Raw genomic sequence first — 21,011 nt, 5'->3', positions numbered from 1 at the left:
GCACGTCGCTATTCGGCCAGCTCGCGGGCCGTCCGTACGGCCTCTGCCAGCGTGTCCACGACGGGTACGCCGGCTGATTCCAGACTGCTGCGGCTGTGCGAGCCGCCCGTGTAGAGAACGGCCCGCGCGCCGACATGGGCGGCGGCCACGGCGTCGTCCACCGCGTCTCCGATGAGGACCGTACGTTCCGCCGTCACGCCCGTCCCCTCCAGGGCGGCCAGGTGGCGTACGAGATGTCCTGCCTTGCTGGTGTGGGAGGGGCCGGTGCGGCCGTCGACGCGCAGGAAGTGCCGCTCGATCCCGTGGAATCGGACCAGGGGCACGAGCTTCTCGTGGGGCGCCAGGGACAGCAGGGACTGCGTGAGCCCATCGCGCTGCCAGCCCCGGAGCAGTTCCAGCGCCCCGTCGGTCAGCCCGGCGTCGTGGGCATCGGCCCAGTAGTGCCGGTGGAAGGTGTCGTCCATGACGAGCCATTCCGCCTCGGTGGGCAGCCGCCCCATGAGGCGCTCGTAGAACTTCGGCACGGGGACGACGTACAGGTCGCGGTAGGTGGCCAGGGTGATCGCCGGGAAGCCGAGTTCGGCGAAGGAGGCGTTCGTCGCGGCTATGACGGCGTCGATGTCGTGGAGCAGCGTGCCGTTCCAGTCCCAGACGATGTGGGTCGGGTGCGGGGTGGCGGCGGTCACTTCAGCAGCCCCGGGATCTCCTGGACGCCGAACCACAGCAGCTCGTGCTCCTCGGCGCCGTCGACGACGGACTGCGCGCCGCGGTCCCCTCCGTCGGCGGCCGCGAGGGCCGCCGCGGCCGCGGCGACGTCCTCGTGGGCGTCGTCGGCGTCGACGTGCACGGCGGCGGCCACGGTGAGCCGTACGGCGTCGGCGAGGGCGACCCGGCCGAGCGCGGCCTCGTCCTCGCCGGGGGCCGCCGTGGCGGCCCGGTCGGCGACGTCGAGGGCGATCACGACGCGCCTGCGCGGCGCGGCGGCGTCCTCGGCGACCATCCGGAGGGAGGCGGCGGCGGCCCGGTTGAGGGCCGCGTACTCCAGCTCCTCCTCGTCGTCCGACACGTACCACTCGCGCAGGCCGGGGGTGACGGCGTACGCACGCAGCGGGGCGGGGCCCAGCTCACCCGCCTGGTGCGCCGCGGCGAGCCCGGGGAGGGTCAGGGGGACGTACACGCGCATGGCCGGCTGCTTTCGGTAGTCGGAAACGCCCCCAGGATACGACCGGCCCCCCTCCCCCCGCCCGCCCCCTCGCGCGAACCCCCAGCGCGGCAGCCCGCCCCGCCCCGGCCCGCCCGGGGGTCCGGCTGAGTGACGGCGGCCGTCCCCCATCGGGGTGCCGGACCGGGCCCCGGCGGCGTCCACCCCGGTACGCGCGCGGGCGCCGCGCGGGCCGCTGCCGGGCCACCGTCGGGGCCCGGCGCACTCGGATAGGTGAACCCGGAGGCGCGCCGCGGCCGGCGGCGGGGCGGTTGCGGAGCGTGTTCGGCGGCCGTAGAAGGTTCCCATCAAGTTACCGCCCGGTACCGCTCCGGGCCCGGCCTGTTCGGGGGCAGATCGCGATGGACACCACGATGCGCGGCACGACGATCGGCGGCGAGGGCAGCCGGCGGCGGCCGTCCGCCGGCCCGGGCCGGACCCGCCCGGCCGGACGGCGGGACACGCGCCGCCCGGCGGGCGGACCTCCGCACGCCCTGCGGCTGGGCCCCCACCACTGGTTCGCGGAACGCCTGCTGGCGGTGGTCAGCGGCCGCCGCCCGGTCCACTCCCTCCTCGGCCACACCGTCGGCCCGGCGTACCAGCAGCTCGTCGGCCTCGCCCCCGACGGACCGCTGCGGGACCGGCTCCGCCCCGTCATCCGCCAGTGCGGCCGCTTCACCCCCGGCCCGGGCGTCATCGAGGCCTTCGCCCGCATCGCCACGGGCGACCGGGTGACGGCCATGGCCTTCCGCCTCGAACAGGGCCCGGACCTCCGCTGGCGCTGCGCGGCCGTCGAAATGCACGCCCCCCGCTCGTGACTCCGAGGCCCCGCTCCAACGCCGCCGGGCTCCAAGGCCCCCTCGGCCCCGCCGGCGTTTGAGGCGCGGGGGTCCGGGGGCAGCGCCCCCGGGGACGGCGCCGCACCCACCCCACCACGCGGCCCCGGCCCCGGCACGGGCACGGGCACGGGCACGGGCACCCGCACCGGCGCCCCTCCCCGCCCCACAACGCGGCCGGGGCCGGACACCACCCACGGTGTCCGGCCCCGGCCGACGGTCGACCCCAGCGGGGTTACTTCTTGCGGCGACGCCCGCCGGAAGCCTTCTGCGCCTTGCGCCGCTCCGCCCGCGTCATCCCGTCACCGGAACCGTCGGCGTCGCTCTCGAAGTCGCCCTCGATCACACCGCCCTCGCCGTCCACGGTCGGCGCCGAGAAGTGCAGCCGGTCCGGCCGCTGCGGGGCCTCCAGCCCCTTCGCCCGGATCTCCGGGCGGGCCGGCGCCGCGTCCTTGGTCAGCGACGGCGCCGCGTCCTGCACCGGGACCTCCTCGACCTGCTGCTCGACCTGGACCTCCAGGTTGAACAGGTAGCCGACGGACTCCTCCTTGATGCCGTCCTGCATGGCGTTGAACATGTCGAAGCCCTCACGCTGGTACTCGACCAGCGGGTCCTTCTGGGCCATCGCCCGCAGGCCGATGCCCTCCTGCAGGTAGTCCATCTCGTACAGGTGCTCGCGCCACTTGCGGTCCAGCACCGACAGCACCACGCGCCGCTCCAGCTCGCGCATGATGTCGGAGCCGAGCGTCTTCTCGCGCGTCTCGTACTGCTCGTGGATGTCGTCCTTGACGGACTCCGCGATGAACTCGGCGGTGATGCCCGCGCGGTCGCCCGCGGCCTCCTCCAGCTCGTCCACCGTGACCTTGATCGGGTAGAGCTGCTTGAAGGCGCCCCACAGCCGGTCGAGGTCCCACTCCTCGGCGAAGCCCTCGACCGTCTCGGCCGCGATGTACGCGTCGATGGTGTCGTCCATCATGAAGCGCACCTGGTCCTGCAGGTCCTCGCCCTCCAGGACGCGACGGCGCTCCCGGTAGATGACCTCGCGCTGGCTGTTGAGGACCTCGTCGTACTTCAGGACGTTCTTGCGCGTCTCGAAGTTCTGGGTCTCGACCTGCGACTGGGCCGACGCGATCGCGCGCGTCACCATCTTGTTCTCGATCGGGACGTCGTCCGGCACGTTGGCCATCGCCATGACCCGCTCGACCATCTGTGCCTTGAACAGGCGCATCAGGTCGTCGCCGAGCGACAGGTAGAACCGGGACTCGCCCGGGTCGCCCTGACGGCCGGAGCGGCCGCGCAGCTGGTTGTCGATGCGGCGCGACTCGTGGCGCTCGGTGCCCAGCACGTACAGGCCGCCGAGGTCCTTGACCTCTTCGAACTCGGCCTTCACGGCCGCCTCGGCCCTGGTGAGCGCCTCGGGAAGGGCGTGCGCCCACTCCTCGATGTGCTCCTCCGGGTCCAGGCCGCGCTGGCGCAGCTCGGCCTCGGCCAGGTCGTCCGGGTTGCCGCCGAGCTTGATGTCGGTACCACGGCCGGCCATGTTGGTCGCGACGGTGACGGCGCCCCTGCGGCCGGCCTGGGCGACGATCGTCGCCTCCCGGTCGTGCTGCTTGGCGTTGAGCACCTCGTGCGGCACCCCGCGCTTGGAGAGCTGCTGGGAGAGGTACTCGGACTTCTCGACCGACGTGGTGCCGACGAGGATCGGCTGGCCCTTCTCGTGCTTCTCCGCGATGTCGTCGACGACCGCGGCGAACTTCGCGACCTCGGTCCGGTAGATCAGGTCCGGCTGGTCCTTGCGGACCATGTCGCGGTTGGTCGGGATCGGGACGACGCCGAGCTTGTAGATCTGCTGGAACTCGGCGGCCTCGGTCATGGCCGTACCGGTCATGCCCGACAGCTTCGAGTACAGGCGGAAGAAGTTCTGCAGGGTGATCGTGGCGAGGGTCTGGTTCTCGTCCTTGATGTCCACCCCTTCCTTCGCCTCGATCGCCTGGTGCATGCCCTCGTTGTAGCGGCGGCCGGCCAGGATGCGGCCGGTGTGCTCGTCGACGATCATGACTTCGCCGTCGATGACGACGTAGTCCTTGTCGGCCTTGAAAAGCTCCTTGGCCTTGATCGCGTTGTTCAGGTAGCCGACGAGCGGGGTGTTCACCGACTCGTAGAGGTTCTCGATGCCGAGCCAGTCCTCGACCTTCGCGACACCGGTCTCGTGGATGGCGACGGTGCGCTTCTTCTCGTCGACCTCGTAGTCGCCGGTCTCCTCGATGCCCTTCAGCGGCTGGCCGGCCTCGCCCTTCTTCAGGCGGGTCACCAGCTTCGCGAAGTCGCCGTACCACTTGGTGGCCTGGTCGGCCGGGCCGGAGATGATCAGCGGGGTACGGGCCTCGTCGACGAGGATCGAGTCGACCTCGTCGACCACGGCGAAGTTGTGGCCGCGCTGGACGAGCTCGTCCTGGGACCACGCCATGTTGTCGCGCAGGTAGTCGAAGCCGAACTCGTTGTTCGTGCCGTAGGTGATGTCGCAGTTGTACTGCTCGCGGCGCTGCGCCGGCGACATGTTCGCCAGGATGCAGCCGACCTCCAGGCCGAGGAACTTGTGGACCCGGCCCATCATCTCGGAGTCGCGCTCGGCGAGGTAGTCGTTCACCGTGATCAGGTGGACGCCCTCGCCGGACAGGGCGTTCAGGTACGCGGGCAGCGTGCCGACCAGGGTCTTGCCCTCGCCGGTCTTCATCTCGGCCACGTAGCCGAGGTGCAGCGCCGCGCCGCCCATCATCTGGACGTCGTAGTGCCGCTGGCCGAGGACGCGCTTGGCCGCCTCGCGGACGGTCGCGAACGACTCCGGGAGGAGGTCGTCCAGGCTCTCGCCGTCCTGGAAGCGCTGCTTGTACTCGTCCGTGAGCGCCCGCAACTCGGCGTCGGAGAGGTTGACGAAGTCCTCTTCGATGGAGTTGACCTGGTCCGCGATGCGGTGCAGTTTGCGCAGGATCTTGCCTTCGCCTGCACGCATGAGCTTGTTGAAGACGGACACCGAGGTTTGTCTCCTTGCCGGTCGGGCCTGGGCACTGTACGTACACGGGCACGGCAGGTGGGCCCCACCGCAACGGCCATCGTAAGCGAGGACGTGGTCGCGTCGGGAGGTCCGCCGCATCCGCAGGGCACGGGTGCCCGGAATGAGAACGTACGGGGGACGCCCAAGGTGCCGCCCTTCCGGGAAATCGGTTCGCCCCGGGCGGCGCCGCGGCACCAGAATCGACCCATGGAGCCCACCACACTCAGCACCGACCGCCTCGACCTGCGGCCCTTCGCCCCGGCGGACGAGGACGAGCTGTACGCCGTCGCCCAGGACCCGGACATCCAGCGCTGGACCATGGTCCCCTCCCCCTACGAGCGGACGCACGCGCACCGCTTCGTGAACGAGACGGTCCCCGACGGCTGGCGCGAGGACACCGGCTACAGCTTCGCCGTCCGCCTCGGCCCCGGCGGCCCGCTCGTCGCGGCGATCGGCGTGCACGTCCGCCCGCCGGACGGGTACGAGATCGGCTACTGGGCGGTCAAGGAGCACCGCGGCCGCGGCTACATGACCGAGGCCGTGGACGCTGTCGCCCGCTGGGCCTTCACCGTGCTGGACGTGCCGCGCCTGGAGTGGCGCGCCGAGGTGGGCAACGCGGGCTCCCTCGCCGTCGCCCGGAAGGCCGGCTTCCGGAAAGAGGGCACGCTCCGGGCGGGCCACCTCCACAACGGCACCGCGCGCGACTGCTGGATCGGCGCCCTCCTCCCCGGGGACCTGGGCCTCCCCTCCGCACTGCCCTACCTCCCCGCGCCCGCGGACCCGGCCGCCTAGGCTCCGGCCCGGGCTCCGGGGAGCCGATCGCCCCGGCCGCCGGAACGCAGGGCCGCCCCCGCGGCCTCCGTACGGACCCGCTGTCAGTGGCGCCGCCTAGGCTGACCGACCATGACAAGCCTGCCGCCGCCGACCGTGTCCCTGTCCGCCGACGAGGCCCGCCGCATCGCCCTGCGCGCGCAGGGCTTCCTCGGGGCGCCCGACCGGCGCGGGGGTGTCCGCGGGGTGCTGCGCCACCTGGGCGCCGTGCAGCTGGACACCATCTCGGTGCTGGCCCGCTCGCACGAGCTGATCCCGTACGCGCGCCTAGGCGCGGTGGGCCGCGGCGCGGTGGAGTCTGCGTACTGGACGGACCGGCACGCCTTCGAGTACTGGTCGCACGCGGCCTGCATCCTGCCCATCGAGGAATGGCCGCATTTCGCCTTCCGGCGCCGGGCCAACCGGGCGCGCGGCCACCGCTGGCACGTCCTGGCCGACAAGGAGCGCTCGACGAAGGCGGTCCTGGACCGGCTCGCGTCCGACGGGCCGCTGACCTCCACCGAGCTGGGCGGCGCCAGGAAGGGCGGCGAGTGGTTCGAGTGGTCCGAGACCAAGATCGCGGTGGAGTGGCTGCTCGACACCGGCGATGTGGTGTGCGGCGAGCGGCGCGGCTGGAAGCGCGTGTACGACCTGCCCGAGCGGGCCGTCCCCGACGCGCTGCTCCACGACGACCTGGACGACACGGCCTGCGTGCGCCGGCTCGTCGCCCTGGCCGGGCAGTCGCTGGGCGTCGGCACCCGCGCCGACATCGCGGACTACCACCGCCTCAAGGGCGAGCAGGTGGACGCGGTCATCGCCGGCTCCGGGCTCGTCCCGGTGGAGGTCGAGGGCTGGGCCAAGGCCGCCTGGGCCGACCCGGCGGCGCTCGCGACGGCCCCCCGGGGCCGCCACCGCACGACGCTGCTGTCGCCCTTCGACTCCCTGGTGTGGGACCGGCCGCGCACGGAGCGGATCTTCGGTTTCACCCACCGCCTGGAGGCGTACGTCCCCAAGCCGAAGCGGATCCACGGGTACTTCGCGATGCCGCTGCTGGCGGGCGGGCACCTGCGGGGCCGCGTCGACCCGGCCCGCGAGGGCCGCACCCTGGTCGCCCGCCAGCTCTCGCTGGAGAGCCCGGCGGCGGCCGGCGCTATAGCCGAGGCCCTGTGGGAGGCGGCCCGCTGGGTGGGGTGCGAGGAGGTGCGCGTCGAGCGCGCACAGAGCCCCGGTGAGGCGGCGGCCGTCACGGCGGAACTCGCCCTGCGCGCCTAGGAGTCGACGGCGGAGGCCCGGTCTCGCCCGGGCCCCGCCGGTCTAGCGGATTTCGAGGATCTTCTCGCGCATCGCGTAGACCACGGCCTCCATCCTGGAGTGCAGCTGCAGCTTCTCCAGGATGTTGCGGACGTGGTTCTTCACGGTGTTCTCGGAGATGAACAGCTCCTTGGCGATGTCCCGGTTGTTCATGCCGGTGGCCACCAGTTTCAGGACCTCCAGCTCCCGGTCCGTCAGCCGCGGCGCCGGCACCAGCCGCCGCTCGTCGGTGCGCTGGATCATCGACTTGAACTCGGTCAGCAGCTTCGACGCCATCGACGGACTGATCTGCGACTGCCCGTCCGCGACCGCGCGGATCGCGGTGGCCACCTCGTCCGTCGAGATCTCCTTCAGGAGGTACCCGGTCGCACCCGCCTTGATCGCGTCGTAGAGGTCCGCCTCCTCGTCGCTGATCGTCAGCATGATGATCTTCGCGGAGGGCGCCACCTCCTTGATCGACGTGCACGCCTCGATGCCGCCGCGCCGCGGCATCCGCACGTCCATCAGCACGATGTCCGGCAGCAGGTCCGCCGCCTTGTCCACGGCCTCCGCACCGTCCCCGGCCTCGCCGACGACCTGGATGTCCTCCTCCTGCGCGAGGACGATCTCCAGCCCGCGCCGGAAGAGGGCGTGGTCGTCGACCACGAGCACCCGGATGGGCTCCCGGGCCGGCTCCGCCGCGTCCGCCACCCGGCGGACCGCACCGTCGTCGCCGCGCACCGGCCCGAAGCTGTCCGCCATCGTTCCTCCCCCTGCATGTGCTGAGCTGCTGGTCCAACCGGACGGAGACTGCCTCCGGTTGACTGCCCGCCATGATTCCATGCCCGCACCACGGCGCGGGGGGACTGTCGGCCACTGCCTGGCGCATACCCGTCGTACGAGTGCCCCCGCCGGCCGCTCTCGCGGGCCGGCGGGGGCACCGGGGTGACACTTAGCCGCCGAGCGCTCCGCCGGCGCCCGCGCCGGACTCGTCCGAGCTGGAGGCACCGTCGGGGTTCAGGTGGATGATGCCGTAGTCGTACGCATGACGTCGGTAGACGACGCTGGGCATCTTGGTTTCGGAGTCGACGAACAGATAGAAGTCGTGGCCGACCAACTCCATCTCGTACAGAGCCTGGTCGAGCGACATCGGTGAGGCCGAGTGGGTCTTCTCGCGGACGATGAGCGGGCCTTCGCCCTGCACCTCCAGCGATCCGATCCGGGTGGTCGGAATCGCGTCCGCCTTCTCGTCTGCGACCAGTTCGCCGTTCCCGTTCAGGGTCGCGGCGTTCGGCACCACATCGGCGACCTCCGCTGCCGGGATGCGGCCGCTGCCGCGGCGCGTGTTGCGCTTGTCGTGCTGCTTGCGCAGCCGGGCCTCCAGCTTGTCCTGAGCGAGGTCCAGCGCCGCGTACGGGTCGGCGGCGGCTGCTTCCGCCCGGATCACCGGGCCCCGCGAACGCAGGGTGATCTCCACGCGGTCGGAACGGTCGGCCTGCCGCGGGTTGTGCTCCTTGGACACCTCGACGTCCAAGCTGATCACCTTGGCGTCGAGCTTCTGGATCCGCTCAGGATTCAGCTTCTCGGCCACGTGCTTGCGGAACCGGTCGGGCACCTCGGTCTTGCGGCCCTTGACGACGATGTCCACGCAGAACTCCGTTCCCGGATAGCTCCGCCTCGTGGGGCGAAGCGTCTCCCTTTCGCACCAGACTCCGGTGAACACCGGAGCCTCGGACTTGGCGACTTCCACCTCCTCCTCCCCCATCGGCAAGATCTACACCCCACCGACTTCGGAGTCGAGAGACAGCCTCCTGACACGAAGAATTCCAAAACGTGCGATCCGATGCGTGGGGCCTAAGGCTCGCCAGTTCCTCACAACCGAACATATCTCTCTATGACGGTGGTCGGCACCCGCTACCGGAACGTACCTCCGTTCAGGTGACTGTTCCCTCTTACTACCTGCAACGATGCGCCTTCCCCCCCAGTTCCAAATCTATTCGCGAGATTTTTGCTCTGTACGGGTTCCCGACCGGTTCGGACCGAAGGCCCCGGCGGGTGCCGCCACCACCGCCGCCACCGGATCCGCGTCCCGCGCCAGCCCCGCCGCGCGGACCGCCCGGGCCGCCTCGGCCAGCGTCGCCCCGGTGGTGATCAGGTCGTCCACGAGCACGAGCCGCGCCGCCCCGGCCGTCAGCCGCGCCCCGCCGCGGCACACTGCCAGGGCCCCGGCGAGGTTCTCCCGGCGCTGCCGGGCGCCCAGCCCGGCCTGGTCGGCCACCGCCCGCCGCAGCCGAAGTACGGGGGCCACGCGCGCCGGGACCCCGGCCCGCCGCAGCCGCCCGGCCGCCGCCAGCGCGATCCTGCGCGCCGGATCGTGCCCGCGCGCCCGGACCTGCCGCCGGGTCGACGGGACCGGCACCAGGACCAGCTCCCCCGCCGCCCAGCCCCCGGCCGTGCCCCCGGCCCGCCCGCCGCGGCCGGTCAGGCCGCCGACCGACCCGCCACCGCCGGACAGGACCGCGGCGGCGAGGGCCCCGCCGAGCACGCCGGCCAGCGGCAGCGCCCCGCGCTCCTTGTGTGCCAGCAGGACCTCTCGTACGCCCCCGGCGTACGCGGCGGCGGCATGCACCACCGGCAGCCCCTCCGGGCGCGGAGACGGCCGTACGGACCCCGCCCCGGCCCCGCTGAGCGCGTCCCCGCAGTCCGCGCACAGCAGTACCCGCGCGGCCCCGCAGCCGGCGCAGTCGACCGGCAGGACCAGCCCGGCGAGCTCCCGCCACCACTCCCGCATGCGCTCCACTGTGCCGGGCCGGGGCAGCCCACCGCCACCCCTGTGGACGACCGGCGAAAACGCAGGTCAGCGGGGTGCGTCAGCAGCGCTCCGGCCGTCTCAGCCCGGGTACACCGGGGACCGGCCGCCCGCCGCCGCCGTGCGCCACTGCGCACCCGGCGGCAGCCACACGATCCCGTCCTCCTTCGAGTACGCCAGCACCGGCTTCGGCTTCGCCTCGTCCTCCTCCGACACGGCCACCGCGACCGCCATCAGCTCGGTGGCCCCGGGCAGGCTCGCCGCGACCATCGAGCCGTCCGCCAGCATGTAGCGGGCCTGGTCGACCCCGCCGCTCTCCCGGCCCACCACCAGCAGCCGGCCCCGCGGGGCCCAGCTCATCGCCGTCACGTCCGCCATCTGCGGGGCGGCCGGGCGCAGCTCGCGCACCGACACCGCCGAGGCGGTCGAGGCGTCGGACCGCTCGACCCGCCCCACCCAGAGGTTCTTGCGGCCGTTCTTCTGCACGAGCAGCGCGATCCGCACCCCGTCGGGCGAGGCCTTCAGCGAGGTCACCGTCCCGCCGTCGAGCCCGGACACCTCCACCTTCTGGGGAGCGCCGACCCCGCCGGGCACCCGCCACAGCCCCGGGCCCTGCGGGTCCTGGTCGGCGACCCACAGGTCCCCGGCCGCGTCCCAGCTCGGCGCCGTCAGCTGCGACTTGGCACCCCGGCCGACCGGCAGCGGCTGCGGCATCGCCCCGGACCCGACCAGCGGCACCACGTACAGCCCGTGCCCGTCCTCGGACACCACGGCCGCGCGCCGCTCGTCGTACGTCACCGCAGCCGAGCCGACCTTGAACGCGGGGGTCCCGGCCAGCGGGCCCGGCACCGCCTCCGGCCGGTACTGCTGGTCCTCGTTGGTGACGTCGAGGTTCATCCGGACGAGGTGGCTCTCCGCGTCCACGTAGTACTGGTAGACGGGCGTCCGCGGCCGGTTGGCGATCGCGGCGGCGGCCACCTCGGTGACCGCGCACTGCGGGGTCTTGCCGTCCGAGCGCAGCAGCTCCACCCGTTCGGGCCGCGAGGCCGTCAGGTCCTTGACGGTGTAGAGGAGTTGGGTTGCCATCTTCTGGCACTGCGGCTGCGCGACGTTGTCGGCCTTCGCGTTGAGCGGCACGCGCAGCGTGTTCTGCCCGTCGTACGAGAGGGACTTGGTGCCCTCGCGCAGCTCCGTCCCCGTCGGGAAGCTGGACTCGACGACCGGCCCGAGCCACTTGGACGGCCCCGCGAGCAGCGACTGCACCGTCTGCGTGGTCGGGTCCATCCGCGATTCGGGGTCGCTGCGCTGGCGCACGTACACCGGGTCGGCGACGAGCGTGCCGCCCGCGAAGTAGTACTTGTTCACCGGCATGTAGATGCGCTGGAAGTCGGACTCGCTGAGGACCAGGCTGCTGGGCGGCGTCGCTATCCGCCACTGCTTGTCGACCTGGACGAGCTGGAGGAACTCCTCGTACGATCCGCCGCCCGTCTCCGGCTGGTACGCGCTGCGCTCGTCGACCGTGGCGAGCTTCTTGCCGGTGACCTTCCACCGGGCCCCGTCGGGCTCCTTCTCCCCCTTGACCGCGAACCGGTCGAGGCCAGAGGAGAGCACGGTGACGGCCGAGCCGGGCTTCCAGCTCTCCGCGGCGGCCTCCGTGAGGTACTTGCGGGCCGTCTCCAGCTGCGGGTCGTCGCCGGTCAGGGCCTCCAGGAACCCGTCGACGATGTCGGCCGGGCTGGCCCGGTCCGCGGGCGGTACGCCGAACACCCGCACCTGCGAGTCGACGCCCTGCGAGGCCCGCACCGGGCGGATCTCGCCGCGGTCCGGCATCGAGGCGCAGCCCGCCAGCAGCAGTACGGCCGTACCCAGGGCGTACGCCCGCACGGTGCGCCGCCGCCGTCCGCGCCCCGGCGCGCCGCCCGCACGCGTGCTGGTCGGCTCGGGCTCAGGGTCCATCGGTTCGGTCCTCCTGTGGTGCCTGCTCGGCGGGCCGGGCCACGACCCGGGCCCCGCTGCCCGGCAGGGCCGTCGGGTCGGCGGGTACGGGCAGCGCTCCGGCGACCGCCGACCGCGGCGGTATCGGCGACCGGTCGGGCCCCTCCGGCGGCTGCCGGCGGTCCGCGGCGCTGCCCGCGGCCTCGGCGGCCGCCCTGGCCCGGTTGCCCCGCGAGTCCTCCGGCTCCAGCGGGATCGGCGAACCCCGCAGCGGCTCGTCGGCGGTGCGCGGCAGGGTCAGGCGGAACTGCGAGCCGCCGCCCGGCTCGCCCCAGGCCTGGAGCCAGCCGCCGTGCAGCCGGGCGTCCTCGACGGCGATGGACAGGCCAAGGCCCGTACCGCCGGTCGTGCGGGCCCGCGCCGGGTCGGCCCGCCAGAAGCGGTTGAAGACCCGGGTGGCCTCGCCGGGCTTGAGGCCGACGCCGTAGTCCCGTACCGCGACGGCGACGGCGCCGCCCGCCGAGGCGAGCCGGACCACCACGTCACGGCCCTCGCCGTGCTCCACGGCGTTGACGACGAGGTTGCGCAGCACCCGCTCCACGCGCCGGGCGTCGGCCTCGGCGATGACGGGCTGGGTGTCGCCGAGGACCCGGATCCGGGTCTTCTTGTGTTCGGCGAGCGGCTCGGCCCCGTCGATGACGCGGCGCACCACGTCCCGCAGGTCGATCGGCTCCGCCTCCAGCGCGGCGGCGCCCGCGTCGAACCGGCTGATCTCCAGCAGGTCGGCGAGGAGCGACTCGAAGCGGTCGAGCTGGCCGGCGAGGAGTTCCGCGGAGCGCGCGGTGACCGGGTCGAAGTCGACCCGGGCGTCGTGGATGACGTCGGCGGCCATCCGCACCGTCGTCAGCGGGGTCCGCAGCTCGTGCGAGACGTCCGAGACGAACCGGCGCTGCATCCGGGACAGCTCCTCCAGCTGCTGGATCTTGTTCTGGAGGTTCTGCGCCATTTTGTTGAAGGCTTCGCCCAGACGGGCGATGTCGTCCTCGCCGGTGACCTTCATCCGCTCCTGGAGCCGCCCCGCGGACAGCCGCTCGGCGATCCCGGCGGCCATCCGCACCGGGGTCACGATCTGCCGCACGACGAGCCAGGCGATGGCGCTCAGCAGGACGACGACGAACAGGCCGGCGGTGGCGATGGTGCTCTTGACCAGGTTGAGGGACTCCTCCTCCTGGGTGAGCGGGAAGAGGTAGTACAGGTCGTACGGGTCGCCCTTGACGTCGGTGAGGCGCTTGCCCACGACCAGCGCGGGCCCGGGCGCCTTGCCCCCGGCCCCGGCGGTGTACCGGATCTCGGAGAAGGTCTTGAAGGTGCCGGTGCCGTCGTTGACCTCGCGGCGCAGCGCCAGCGGGACGCTCGCGGTCGGGTCCACGTTGCCGGAGGCGCGGGCGCCGCGGACGCCCTGGGCGCCCGGCTGGGCCTCGTCCCCGGTGCCCGCGCCGAGCGCGACGACCTCGAACGCGGTCTGGCCGCCACTGGCCAGCTGTTTGACCAGCGAGTTCATCCAGGTGCTGGCGTCCATCCCGCCCCGGCCGTCGGCGGCGTCGGGCCCGTCCACCGTCGCGGGGGCGTTGGCCTTCTCCTGTGCGACCGCGAACCCGCCCGCGGCCTGGCTCTGCGCGGCCTCCTCCTTGGCGTCGAGGAGGCCCTTGCTGACCGACGCGATGACGACGAAGCCGAGCGCCAGGACCACGGAAAGCGACATCAGCAGGGTGGCGGCGACCACCCGGAGCTGGATGTTGCGCCGCCACAGCCGGACAGCCGGAAGCACCGGCCGGCGTACGAGGCGTACGCACAGCCGCAGCAGGGAGCCGCCCGGCGCTCCGTCCCGGAACAGCCGGCCTCCCCGCAGGGGCCCCCTGCGGGAGCCGCCGCGGGTCTTGCCGGGCTGCACGTCAGCTCGGTCCGGCCTTGTAGCCGACACCGCGGACCGTCACGACGATCTCGGGGCGCTCCGGGTCCTTCTCGACCTTGGAGCGCAGCCGCTGCACGTGCACGTTCACCAGACGGGTGTCCGCGGCGTGCCGGTAGCCCCAGACCTGCTCCAGCAACACCTCGCGGGTGAACACCTGCCAGGGCTTGCGGGCGAGCGCGACCAGCAGGTCGAACTCCAGCGGGGTCAGGGCGATCGAGGCGCCCTCCCGCTTGACCGAGTGCCCGGCCACGTCGATGACCAGGTCACCGATGGTCAGCTGCTCCGGCGCGGGCTCTTCCGACCTGCGCAGACGGGCCCGGATGCGTGCCACCAGCTCCTTCGGTTTGAACGGCTTCACGATGTAGTCGTCGGCCCCGGACTCCAGGCCAACGACCACGTCCACCGTGTCGCTCTTGGCGGTGAGCATGACGATCGGCACGCCGGACTCGGCCCGGATCAGCCTGCACACCTCTATGCCGTCCCGTCCGGGCAGCATGAGGTCCAGCAGCACGAGGTCCGGCTTCGCCTCCCGGAAGGCAGCAAGTGCCTTGTCACCGTCCGCTACGAACGACGGCTCAAAACCTTCTCCACGCAGCACAATGCCGAGCATCTCGGCCAGCGCGGTGTCGTCGTCGACGACAAGGACGCGTCCCTTCATGGTTGACATCATCCCATTAGCTAATCGTTACCAGGCGGTGAGCTGTCCCACAGCCAAAAGGGCTGGAAATCGCCCCTCGGAGCTGCGTGGGGATCAGCTCGACCAGTCTGCCCCGGATCCGGGTGACAATTGAAGGTACGGGCTGCGGGAGATCCGGGGGGACGGCCGGTCCGTTCCGTGGTCCCACGTGGCACGATGGCAGCGACCAGCGCCCCCGCCCCAGCAGGTGCACGTGAAGGAGCGACGATGAACGACTCTCCGGGCTGGGCTACGCCCGGATCCTCCCCGTCCGACGGTGAGCGGCAGGGCGCACCCGCCGACCAGCCGGCCACGGGCGACCCCAAGTGGTCCGCCCAGCAGCCGCCGCCCGGCCAGTGGTCGAGCCCGGCCGCCGGCCAGGGCGCCCCGCAGGCGCCGCCCCAGCAGCCCCAGCCGGGCCAGGGCTGGGGCTCGTACGGCCAGCAGCAGGGCGGTCGGTACGGCGGCCAGTACGGCTACCCCGGCGGCCCCGGCCAGTGGGGCAAGCCCCCGGCCGCGAAGCCCGGCGTGATCCCGCTGCGCCCGCTCGGCCTCGGCGAGATCCTCGACGGCGCGGTCACCACCATGCGGTCCCACTGGCGCTCGGTCCTGCCGATCACACTGGTCGTGGCCACCGTCGTCCAGGTGATCAGCCTGCTCGTTCAAAAGCTCCTGCTGTCCGACCTCGTGGTCACGCCGGACGGGAACCCGACCCCCGAAGAGCTGGTCAACAGCCTCGGCAGCGGCCTGTCGATCACGGTGGCGACCAAGCTCATCGAGTTCCTGGGCACCGTCGTCGTCACCGCCATGCTCACGATGATCTTCAGCCGCGCGATCCTCGGCCACGGCTCGACCGTCTCCGAAGCCTGGCGCGACGCCCGTCCCCAGCTGCTCCGCCTCATCGGGCTGACCCTGCTGCTGGGCCTCGGCCTGTCCCTGCTCGGCGCCGTCCTGCTGCTGCCACCCGTCCTGGGCGGCAGCATCGGCCTGGCCTTCGTCGGCGGACTCGCCTGGATGGTGCTGGCCGTCTGGCTGTGGATCGCCTTCAGCCTGGCCTCGCCCGTCCTGATGCTGGAGAAGAGCGGGATCTTCACGGCGTTCGGCCGCTCCTGGAAGCTCGTCAAGGGCTCCTGGTGGCGCATCTTCGGCATCACGGCGCTCACCGTGCTGATCGTCTTCGTCGTCTCGATGATCATCGTGATGCCGCTGACGCTCATCGGCGTCCTCGTCTCCGGCACCGGCATGACGGGCCTGACGGACGGCACCGCCGGCACCACCTGGGGCGCGCTGATCTTCTCGGCCATCGGCCTGATCATCGCCCAGACGATCACCATGCCGATGCAGTCCGGCGTCACGGTCCTCCTGTACGTGGACCAGCGCATCCGGCGCGAGGCCCTCGACCTGGAGCTCGCCCGGGCCGCCGGCGTGGAGAACTACGGCAGCGGCGCGACCGGAGGCTGATCCACCGATGATGAGTACGGGGGGCCTCATCACCCGCATCACCCACGCCGCACCGCTCCTGACGGGCGCGGAGACACCGCCGGTGACGACACCGCGCGACGCCGGCCGGGAGGCGGCCGAGCGCGAGCTGTCCAAGCCGCAGTACCACGAGAACGACCCGAGCCTGCTGGACCGTGCCCTGGCCAAGGCCCTGCGGTGGATCGCCGACCTGTTCGACGCCGCCGCCGGGGCCGCCCCGGGCGGCAGCCTCGGCCTCGTCGTGATCGTCGTGGCCATCGCCTTGGCCGTCGCCGCCCTGTGGTGGCGCCTCGGTTCCCCCCGCCGGGCGGTCGCGGGCCCGGGCACCCTCTTCCACGACGGCATCCGCAGCGCCGCCGACCACCGCACGGCCGCCGAGGCCCACGCCGCCGCCGGCCGCTGGAACGCAGCCGTCCAGGAGCGGATGCGCGCCGTCGTCCGCTCCCTGGAGGAACGCACCCTCCTCGACCCGCGCCCCGGCCGCACGGCCGACGAGGCCGCCGACGAGGCCGCGGTCTCCCTCCCCGGCCACACCGCGGAACTGCGCGCCGCGGCCCGCGCCTTCGACGACGTCACCTACGGCGGCCGCACCGCCGACGCCGACGGTTACACCCGCCTGCGCGCCCTCGACGACACCCTGGACCGCGCCAAGCCGCTCCTGACGGGACCCACCGCATGACCGGCCCCCACCCCACCGACCCCACGGACCCCACCGACCCCACCGACACTCCGGCCCCTGGCACTCCGGCGCCGACCACCCCGGCCCAGCCCGCCGGACCCGGGCCCGCCCCGGACACCACACCGGCCACCGACCCGCCGCGCCCCGCCCCGGGCACCCCGGCCCAGCCCGACGAGCCCGGGCCCGCGCCCGCCCCCGGAACTCCCGCCCCGTCAGCCCCCGTTACGCCGGGCACCCCGGCCGGGACCACCCCCGGAGCGGCGGGCTCCACCGGCGGACCCACCCGCCCCGCGCCCACCCGCCCGGCATCCGGCCCCGCCGGCCCCGTCAGCCCCGCCGCCCCGGCCCCCTGGGTCACGACCACCCCGGCAGCGGCGACGGCAGTCGCCCCCGCGCCCGGCGAGGACGGCACGCCGCCCCCCGGCGGGACCACGGCAGTGCCCCTCCGGCTGCCGCGGCGCAAGCGCGTACGCAACGGCCTCGCCGTCCTCGCCGTGCTCCTCACCGGTGCCGTCGTGATGGCCGTCCTGAGCTCCGGCAGCCAGCACGGCCACCTCGACCCCCGCTCCGCCGACCCCTCCGGCAGCCGCGCCGTCGCCGAGCTCCTCAAAGAGCGCGGCGTGACCACCCGCGTCGTCACCACGGCCCGCGAGGCCGCCGCCGCGGCCGGCCCCGGCACGACCCTCCTGGTCACCTCCCCGGACGTACTCGGCGCCACCCAACGCAGCGCCGTCCGCTCGGCCATGGACCTCTCCGGCGGCCGCACCGTCCTCCTCGCCCCGTCGGAGCCGAGCCTCCCCCTCCTCGCCCCCGGCGTGCACTCCCGGGGCAGCGCCCACCCCGACGTCCTGGCCCCGGACTGCACGCTGCCGGCCGCCACCTCCGCGGGCCGCGCCACGACCGGTACCGGCCTGCGCTACACCACCCTCCCCGGGGCCACCGCCTGCTACCCCAGCGGCGGCCACCCCACCCTCCTCCTCATCCCCTCCGGCCGGACCGGCGGCGACACCGTCCTCCTCGGCGCCGAAACGCCCCTGCTGAACCGGAGCCTCGCGCAGGAGGGCAACGCCTCCCTCGCCCTCCAACTCCTCGGCTCCCGCCCGGAACTCGTCTGGTACCTGCCGTCCCTCGCGGACAGCGACCCGGACACCGCCCCCGACGGCGAGGAGAAGAGCCTCTTCGACCTCATCCCCGCCGGCTGGTCCTGGGCCCTGCTCCAACTCCTCGTCGCCGGCGTCCTCGCCGCCCTCTGGCGCGCCCGACGCCTCGGCCCGCTCGTCACCGAGCGGCTGCCCGTCGTGATCCGCGCCTCCGAGGCCACCGAGGGCCGCGCCCGCCTCTACCGCAAGGCCGGCGCCCGCGACCGCGCCGCGACCGTACTGCGCGCGGCCACCCGCGAGCGCCTGGCCGCCCTGGTCGGCGTACCGCCCACCCGGGCCCACGACCCCGCGTCCCTCGTCTCCGCCGTCTCCGCCCGCCTCACCGGCACTTCGGCGTCCGGCGACGTGACCGCCCTCCTCTTCGGCACCACCCCCTCCGACGACGCGGCCCTCGTCGCGCTCGCCGACCACCTCGACGCCCTCGAAAGAGAGGTCCGTACGTCATGACGTACCCGGCCACCGAGTCCCCGGCCCCGACCGCGGACAGCGCCCGCGCTTCCCTCGAAGCGCTCCGCACCGAGATCGGCAAGGCCGTGGTCGGGCAGGACTCCGCCGTCACCGGTCTGGTCGTCGCGCTCCTGTGCCGCGGCCACGTCCTCCTCGAAGGCGTCCCCGGCGTCGCGAAGACCCTCCTCGTGCGGGCCCTCGCCGCGTCCCTCGAACTCGGCACCAAGCGCGTCCAGTTCACCCCGGACCTGATGCCGAGCGATGTCACCGGCTCCCTCGTCTACGACGCCCGGACCGCCGAGTTCTCCTTCCAGAACGGCCCGGTCTTCACCAACCTCTTCCTCGCGGACGAGATCAACCGCACGCCCCCCAAGACGCAGTCCTCGCTCCTCGAAGCGATGGAGGAGCGCCAGGTCACCGTCGACGGCACCCCGCGCGCCCTCCCGGAACCCTTCCTCGTCGCCGCCACCATGAACCCGGTGGAGTACGAGGGCACCTACCCCCTCCCGGAAGCCCAGCTGGACCGCTTCCTCCTCAAGCTCACCGTGCCCCTCCCCTCCCGCGAAGACGAGATCGGCGTACTGACCCGCCACGCCGCCGGCTTCGACCCGCGCGACCTGGCCGGCGCGGGACTGCGTCGGGTCGCCGGTACGAAGGAACTCGACGCCGCCCGCGAGGCCGTCGCCCGCGTCACGATCTCCCCGGAGATCACCGCGTACGTCGTCGACGTGTGCCGTGCCACCCGCGAGTCCCCCTCGCTGACCCTCGGCGTCTCCCCCCGCGGCGCGACCGCCCTGCTGGCCACCGCCCGCGCGTGGGCCTGGCTCACCGGCCGCGACTACGTCACCCCCGACGACGTGAAGGCCCTCGCCCTCCCGACCCTGCGCCACCGCGTCCAGCTGCGCCCGGAAGCGGAGATGGAGGGGGTCACGGCCGACGCCGTCATCACGGCGATCCTCTCCCACGTCCCTGTCCCGCGCTGATGGCCCTCACCGGACGCGCCGCCCTGCTGGCGGCCCTCGGCAGCATCCCCGTCGGCATCCTCGAACCGAGCTGGACGGGGATGCTCGCGGTGAACGGGCCCCTCGCCCTGGCCTGCGCGGTGGACTGCGCCCTGGCCGCGCCGGTCAGCACCCTCACCCTGACCCGCTCCGGGGACACCTCGGTACGCCTGGGCGAGGCGGCGGACGTCCACCTCACGATCACCAACCCCAGCGGCCGCACGCTCCGGGCCCGCGTCCGCGACGCCTGGCCCCCGAGCAGCTGGCTCCCCGGCACCGAGCAGGCCGCCTCCCGCCACACGGTGGTGGTCCCGGCCGGCGAACGCCGCCGCCTGACCACCCGCCTGCTGCCCACCCGCCGCGGCGACCGCCGGTCCGACCGCGTCACGATCCGTTCCTACGGCCCGCTGGGCCTGCTCTCCCGCCAGGGCACCCACGTGCTCCCGTGGACGGTCCGGGTCCTCCCCCCGTTCACCAGCCGCAAACACCTCCCGTCCCGCCTCGCGCGCCTGCGCGAACTGGACGGCCGTACGAGCGTGCTGACCCGCGGCGAGGGCACCGAGTTCGACAGCCTGCGCGACTACGTCCCCGGCGACGACACCCGCTCGATCGACTGGCGGGCCACGGCCCGCCAGAACAAGGTGGCCGTCCGCACCTGGCGCCCCGAACGCGACCGCCACATCCTCATCTGCCTGGACACCGGCCGCACCTCCGCGGGCCGCGTCGGCGACGCCCCCCGCCTGGACTCGGCGATGGACGCCGCCCTGCTGCTCGCCGCCCTCGCCACCCGCGCCGGCGACCGCGTGGACCTCCTGGCCCACGACCGCCGGATCCGCGCCCAGGTCCAGGGCCGCGCCGCGGCGGACACCCTGCCCGCCTTCGTGAACGCGATGGCCCCGCTGGAACCGGAACTCGTCGAGACGGACTCCCGCAGCCTGGTCTCCACCATCCTGCGCACCGCCCCGCGCCGCTCCCTGGTGGTCCTCCTGACGAGCCTGGACGCGGCCCCGGTCGAAGAGGGCCTGCTCCCGCTCCTCCCCCGCCTCACCCAGCGCCACACGGTGCTGCTGGCTTCGGTCGCCGATCCGCACGTCGCCGCCATGACGACGGCCCGCGGCGACGTGGACGCGGTCTACGAGGCCGCGGCCGGGACCCAGTCCCAGGCCCAGCGCCGCCGCACGGCGGACCAGCTGACCCGCCACGGCGTCCACGTCGTCGACGCCACCCCGGACACCCTGGCCCCGTCCCTGGCCGACGCCTACCTCTCCCTCAAAGCCGCCGGCCGCCTCTAGCAGCCACACAGAACCGGGCCCCGAACCAAACGGGACCCGGTTCTGAAGCCACTACCTGGTCCGGAACGCAGAAAAGCCCCGCACCATAAGGTGCGGGGCTTTCCCACAATAATTGTTCGGCGGCGTCCTACTCTCCCACAGGGTCCCCCCTGCAGTACCATCGGCGCTGAAAGGCTTAGCTTCCGGGTTCGAAATGTAACCGGGCGTTTCCCTAACGCTATGACCACCGAAACACTATGAAATTTGAACACTGGCTGACAACACAGCTGTTCGTTATTTCAGAACTAACACAGTGGACGCGAGCAACTGAGGACAAGCCCTCGGCCTATTAGTACCAGTCAGCTTCACCCGTTACCGGGCTTCCACATCTGG

17 protein-coding genes and 1 rRNA gene are annotated in these 21,011 nt (G+C 73.2%); 8 read left to right on the top strand and 10 right to left on the bottom strand.

The genetic code is table 11. The features are described from left to right. Nucleotides 1-8: 8 nt before the first annotated feature. Together ACFWTC_RS05865 and ACFWTC_RS05860 are read right to left on the bottom strand one after the other, a co-directional pair. Nucleotides 9-686 (bottom strand): HAD family hydrolase, encoded by a 678-nt coding sequence (locus ACFWTC_RS05865; RefSeq protein ID WP_384028311.1) that lies wholly within the window; start codon nucleotides 684-686, stop codon nucleotides 9-11. Beyond that, a complete protein-coding gene (locus ACFWTC_RS05860; protein WP_383927576.1) occupies nucleotides 683-1,183 on the bottom strand; it encodes a DUF6912 family protein in 501 nt (166 codons plus the stop codon). Before ACFWTC_RS05860 ends, ACFWTC_RS05865 begins: the two co-directional genes overlap by 4 nt. A gap of 392 nt (nucleotides 1,184-1,575) precedes the next feature. Between ACFWTC_RS05860 and ACFWTC_RS05855 the strand changes: the two genes are divergently transcribed. Then, nucleotides 1,576-2,019 (top strand): Rv3235 family protein, encoded by a 444-nt coding sequence (locus tag ACFWTC_RS05855; RefSeq protein WP_384028323.1) that lies wholly within the window; start codon nucleotides 1,576-1,578, stop codon nucleotides 2,017-2,019. Nucleotides 2,020-2,272: 253 nt separating this feature from the next. Here ACFWTC_RS05855 and secA read toward each other — a convergent pair whose 3' ends face one another. After that, a complete protein-coding gene (gene secA / locus ACFWTC_RS05850) occupies nucleotides 2,273-5,068 on the bottom strand; it encodes a preprotein translocase subunit SecA (protein ID WP_383931806.1) in 2,796 nt (931 codons plus the stop codon). A gap of 228 nt (nucleotides 5,069-5,296) precedes the next feature. On the opposite strand from secA, the gene ACFWTC_RS05845 reads away from it, so the two are divergent. Both ACFWTC_RS05845 and ACFWTC_RS05840 read left to right on the top strand, forming a co-directional pair. Then, entirely contained in the window at nucleotides 5,297-5,881 is a 585-nt protein-coding gene (locus ACFWTC_RS05845) for a GNAT family N-acetyltransferase (protein WP_384028313.1), read from the top strand. Between the two features lie 111 nt (nucleotides 5,882-5,992). Continuing rightward, nucleotides 5,993-7,171 (top strand): winged helix-turn-helix domain-containing protein, encoded by a 1,179-nt coding sequence (locus tag ACFWTC_RS05840; RefSeq protein ID WP_384030347.1) that lies wholly within the window; start codon nucleotides 5,993-5,995, stop codon nucleotides 7,169-7,171. Nucleotides 7,172-7,213: 42 nt separating this feature from the next. Here the strand turns inward: ACFWTC_RS05840 and ACFWTC_RS05835 are convergent, their stop codons facing one another. The 6 genes from ACFWTC_RS05835 to mtrA all read right to left on the bottom strand — a co-directional run bounded on the left by ACFWTC_RS05835 (nucleotide 7,214) and on the right by mtrA (nucleotide 14,575). Then, the gene (locus ACFWTC_RS05835; RefSeq protein WP_383931812.1) at nucleotides 7,214-7,951 is read right to left on the bottom strand and encodes a response regulator; all 738 of its coding nucleotides are present in this window, start codon (nucleotides 7,949-7,951) and stop codon (nucleotides 7,214-7,216) included. Nucleotides 7,952-8,141: 190 nt separating this feature from the next. Beyond that, nucleotides 8,142-8,837: a ribosome hibernation-promoting factor, HPF/YfiA family gene (gene hpf / locus ACFWTC_RS05830; protein ID WP_384074085.1), complete on the bottom strand. Its 696-nt coding sequence runs from the start codon at nucleotides 8,835-8,837 to the stop codon at nucleotides 8,142-8,144. Between the two features lie 345 nt (nucleotides 8,838-9,182). Continuing rightward, nucleotides 9,183-9,980: a ComF family protein gene (locus ACFWTC_RS05825; RefSeq protein ID WP_383931814.1), complete on the bottom strand. Its 798-nt coding sequence runs from the start codon at nucleotides 9,978-9,980 to the stop codon at nucleotides 9,183-9,185. A gap of 99 nt (nucleotides 9,981-10,079) precedes the next feature. Further along, complete coding sequence (locus tag ACFWTC_RS05820) at nucleotides 10,080-11,954, bottom strand: LpqB family beta-propeller domain-containing protein (protein WP_383931816.1); 1,875 nt, start codon at nucleotides 11,952-11,954, stop codon at nucleotides 10,080-10,082. After that, nucleotides 11,944-13,884 carry an MtrAB system histidine kinase MtrB gene (mtrB, locus tag ACFWTC_RS05815; protein ID WP_383931818.1) on the bottom strand — a complete coding sequence of 647 codons (1,941 nt, stop codon included), beginning with the start codon at nucleotides 13,882-13,884 and terminating at the stop codon, nucleotides 11,944-11,946. Before mtrB ends, ACFWTC_RS05820 begins: the two co-directional genes overlap by 11 nt. Before the next feature lies 1 nt (nucleotide 13,885). After that, nucleotides 13,886-14,575: a two-component system response regulator MtrA gene (gene mtrA / locus ACFWTC_RS05810; RefSeq protein WP_274552971.1), complete on the bottom strand. Its 690-nt coding sequence runs from the start codon at nucleotides 14,573-14,575 to the stop codon at nucleotides 13,886-13,888. A 234-nt stretch (nucleotides 14,576-14,809) separates the two neighbouring features. Between mtrA and ACFWTC_RS05805 the strand changes: the two genes are divergently transcribed. The 5 genes from ACFWTC_RS05805 to ACFWTC_RS05785 all read left to right on the top strand — a co-directional run bounded on the left by ACFWTC_RS05805 (nucleotide 14,810) and on the right by ACFWTC_RS05785 (nucleotide 20,639). Next, a complete protein-coding gene (locus ACFWTC_RS05805) occupies nucleotides 14,810-16,042 on the top strand; it encodes a glycerophosphoryl diester phosphodiesterase membrane domain-containing protein (RefSeq protein WP_383931821.1) in 1,233 nt (410 codons plus the stop codon). Nucleotides 16,043-16,049: 7 nt separating this feature from the next. Beyond that, entirely contained in the window at nucleotides 16,050-16,739 is a 690-nt protein-coding gene (locus ACFWTC_RS05800) for a DUF4129 domain-containing protein (RefSeq protein WP_383931823.1), read from the top strand. Nucleotides 16,740-17,176: 437 nt separating this feature from the next. Continuing rightward, on the top strand, nucleotides 17,177-18,346 hold the full coding sequence (locus tag ACFWTC_RS05795; RefSeq protein WP_383931831.1) for a DUF4350 domain-containing protein: 1,170 nt from the start codon (nucleotides 17,177-17,179) through the stop codon (nucleotides 18,344-18,346). Further along, nucleotides 18,343-19,329, top strand: coding sequence for an AAA family ATPase (locus ACFWTC_RS05790; RefSeq protein ID WP_383931825.1), 987 nt, complete (start codon nucleotides 18,343-18,345; stop codon nucleotides 19,327-19,329). Before ACFWTC_RS05795 ends, ACFWTC_RS05790 begins: the two co-directional genes overlap by 4 nt. Further along, nucleotides 19,329-20,639, top strand: a complete 1,311-nt coding sequence (locus tag ACFWTC_RS05785; RefSeq protein WP_384030345.1) for a DUF58 domain-containing protein — start codon at nucleotides 19,329-19,331, stop codon at nucleotides 20,637-20,639. The genes ACFWTC_RS05790 and ACFWTC_RS05785 overlap by 1 nt, the downstream gene beginning before the upstream one ends. A 114-nt stretch (nucleotides 20,640-20,753) precedes the next feature. On the opposite strand, the gene rrf is transcribed toward ACFWTC_RS05785, so the two are convergent. Continuing rightward, nucleotides 20,754-20,870: ribosomal RNA gene (gene rrf / locus ACFWTC_RS05780) — 5S ribosomal RNA — on the bottom strand. Nucleotides 20,871-21,011 lie beyond the last annotated feature (141 nt).

This window comes from Streptomyces sp. NPDC058619 (genome assembly GCF_042717785.1).
Taxonomy (GTDB): Bacteria; Actinomycetota; Actinomycetes; order Streptomycetales; family Streptomycetaceae; genus Streptomyces.
The sequence above is the reverse complement of the archived record's forward strand: the minus strand, read 5'-3'. Positions and strand labels throughout refer to the sequence as shown.